This window comes from Endozoicomonas sp. ONNA2 (assembly GCF_024606365.1).
GTDB lineage: Bacteria > Pseudomonadota > Gammaproteobacteria > Pseudomonadales > Endozoicomonadaceae > Endozoicomonas.
Window position 1 is genome coordinate 1 of sequence record NZ_JAHHPO010000818.1, and the last position, 2,605, is coordinate 2,605.

Genomic DNA, 2,605 nt, shown 5'->3' on the forward strand with positions numbered 1-2,605 from the left:
AGAGAAGAATAAGTTTGGCCAAACGGCTCTTGACTTGGCTTGCCGAGAGGGCCACGAAGAGATCGCCAAGGTCTTACGGGCAGCTGACGGCAACAAAGCGGCGCTTGACCGCACAGACACCGTCAAAGCTCAACCCCTCTTTGATCATCCTGCTTTGGACTTCCTCAAGGCTAAGGTATTGTCGGACAGTGACAGATCCAAACGCCTTCGGGATTTTCACGAGGCTGCCGAAAATGGCAACACAAGGTTGATCAGGGAATTGCTGGAGAATGACCGCTCCCTGGCCAAAGTGAAAAATAACACTGGCTTAACGGCTCTCCATTTAGCTGCTGGCGAAGGCCAAACAGAGGCCATCCACACATTGCTGGAGATTGACTGCTCTCTGGCCAAAGAGAGGAATAACAATGGCTGGACGGCTCTTCACTACGCTGCTTGTGAAGGCCAAATAGCGGCCATCCTCATATTGCTGGCCAAGGTTCCCTCCCTGGCCAAAGAGAAAAATAACACTGGCTTAACGGCTCTACACGTAGCTGCTATTTATGGCCAGACAGAGGCCATCCAGACATTGCTGGAGATTGTCCCCTCCCTGGCCAAAAAGAAGGATAACGATGGCAATACGGCTCTTCACATAGCAGCTTATAGAGGCCACACAGCGGCCGTCGCGAAATTGCTGCAGATTGACCGCTCCCTGGCCAGAGAGGTGAATAAATATGGCAATAGGGCTCTCTACCTCGCTAACATATTTCACCGCACGGAGTGCCAAAAACTTCTTAAAGACTATGAAGCCGAACCATCGGGCTGCCTTCTACAGTGAGCAAAAAATTGCGCGAAGAACCGATTCCTGATTATTTCAAACCTCCACCTCATACTGCCCCAAACTCGGCGCATTACCTTTGATCTCACCATCTCTTACCATCCAGAATAAACGCCTTTTCACCAACGTTTACAGACTCTCCCTTAACCGAAATAACCAATCCATCCCGAAACTTTGCCTGACTGGTGCCATTGCTATTTTCGGGTGGCAACAACCCGCACCCCGAATCAGCGCCTTAAACTGTTGCCAGATGCCAGTCGTTCCCATCACTCACATTCCGGATAAACGATTACTGACTAGTAAAAGCCGGTTCCGTGCCCGACTTCAGGATTTTTATCACATACCTCTTGTTAAAAATTCCGCTTTTTACGGAATTTTCCCTGCTGACTTTTGTCCTACCCACAGTGCTGAGTCAAATAGCAGGCTAAATCGATGAACGGTGTCGGTGGAAACGGGGCAGATGTCCGCTTTAATTGTTCTTCTATCTGTATAAATGACGAACATATCAGAGGACAATTTGGTGGACACCCACTGGTCGTAACATCTTGCCAACCGAAACCCCACGTTTTCCACCTGGGATGCATCACCCGACACCTTGATGGGCAGAGTGAAACAAGTCTTGATCAACGCCGGTGCAGTGAATGCAATAAACCACCGCTGCCATTGATTCGTAAGGACGGGGGAAGCGTCGATGACGACCAATCAGATTATTGTGAATCCTGGATGCTTAATGTCTGTCGTACCGGTAATCTGAGCAAGCTGAACTGGCATCTGGACAAAGACCAGACGTTGGCCAATCAGCCTTACCGCTCGGCGCTCACCGGTCATCCTGAATACCTGTTAGCTGTCGCCTTAAAGCACCAGCATACGGATTTGGCCCGGACTCTTATCCACCACGGTGCTGATGTCAATGCCGCCGATCATCAGGGTAAGACGCCCCTGTATATTGCTGCCCGTCTGCGTCGCACCGGGGACTTCAATATCCTGATCAAGGCCGGGGCGGATATCAATAATGTGCTGCGCACCGCCGTCCGGGAGGGCGATACGCCACTGTTTCAATACCTGATCAGCACCGAACTTGGCCAGGCTAACCTTAATATCGCTCTGCGCGAAGCCGCCGGACAGGGGCAATCGCAGTATCTTATACCCCTGATCAACAAAGGCGCAAACGACTTTAACGGCGCCCTGCGCGAAGCAGCCGGACGGGGGGAAAAGCAGTGCCTTGAAATCCTGATCTCACAGCGAGTTTCACAGCTGGTTTCACAGCTGGCTGCACAGCGAGCGACAGACCTCAACGTTGCCCTGTGCGCCGCCGCCGAGGGGGGGCAAACAGAATGCCTTGAATTCCTGATCGATAATAACGAACTTGATCTTGAAAATGCCTTGTACCGGGCTATTCTGGCGCGAAACAACCAGAGCCGTGCCGTTCTGGTTGAAAAAGGAGCAAATATTACTACCGTAGTGCACACTGCTGCCAGAAAAGGTGACTGGCAATTTTTCAATTACCTGAACGATCCGACACAGATCAATGCCACCGATGGGGAAGGTCAAACACCGTTGCATATCATCGCTGCCAATGGGGATGACAGATGTCTGACAGAACTGAATGATAAGGGCGCGAACGTAAATGCCACCAATAAAAACGGCGAAACAGCCCTGCACCTGGCCGTTTATAACGGCCACGTTGAATGCCTGAAACAGCTGATTGTAAAGGGAGCGAAAGTGAATGCCCCCAACAAGAACGGCGACACAGCCCTGCATATAGCCACCAAAATCAGTAAAACCCGGGGC

At 51.2% G+C, this 2,605-nt stretch carries 3 protein-coding genes; 2 read left to right on the forward strand and 1 reads right to left on the reverse strand.

Features of this window, described 5'->3' with window-relative positions; genetic code table 11:
* A partial coding sequence (locus KDK14_RS14525; protein ID WP_257265890.1) for an ankyrin repeat domain-containing protein occupies positions 1 to 814 on the forward strand: 814 nt, incomplete at its 5' end.
* A 129-nt stretch (positions 815 to 943) separates the two neighbouring features.
* On the opposite strand, the gene KDK14_RS14530 is transcribed toward KDK14_RS14525, so the two are convergent.
* Positions 944 to 1,081 (reverse strand): hypothetical protein, encoded by a 138-nt coding sequence (locus tag KDK14_RS14530; RefSeq protein ID WP_257265891.1) that lies wholly within the window; start codon positions 1,079 to 1,081, stop codon positions 944 to 946.
* 165 nt (positions 1,082 to 1,246) lie between these two features.
* Between KDK14_RS14530 and KDK14_RS14535 the strand changes: the two genes are divergently transcribed.
* Positions 1,247 to 2,605: ankyrin repeat domain-containing protein (locus tag KDK14_RS14535; RefSeq protein WP_257265892.1), on the forward strand; the 1,359-nt coding region annotated here is incomplete at its 3' end.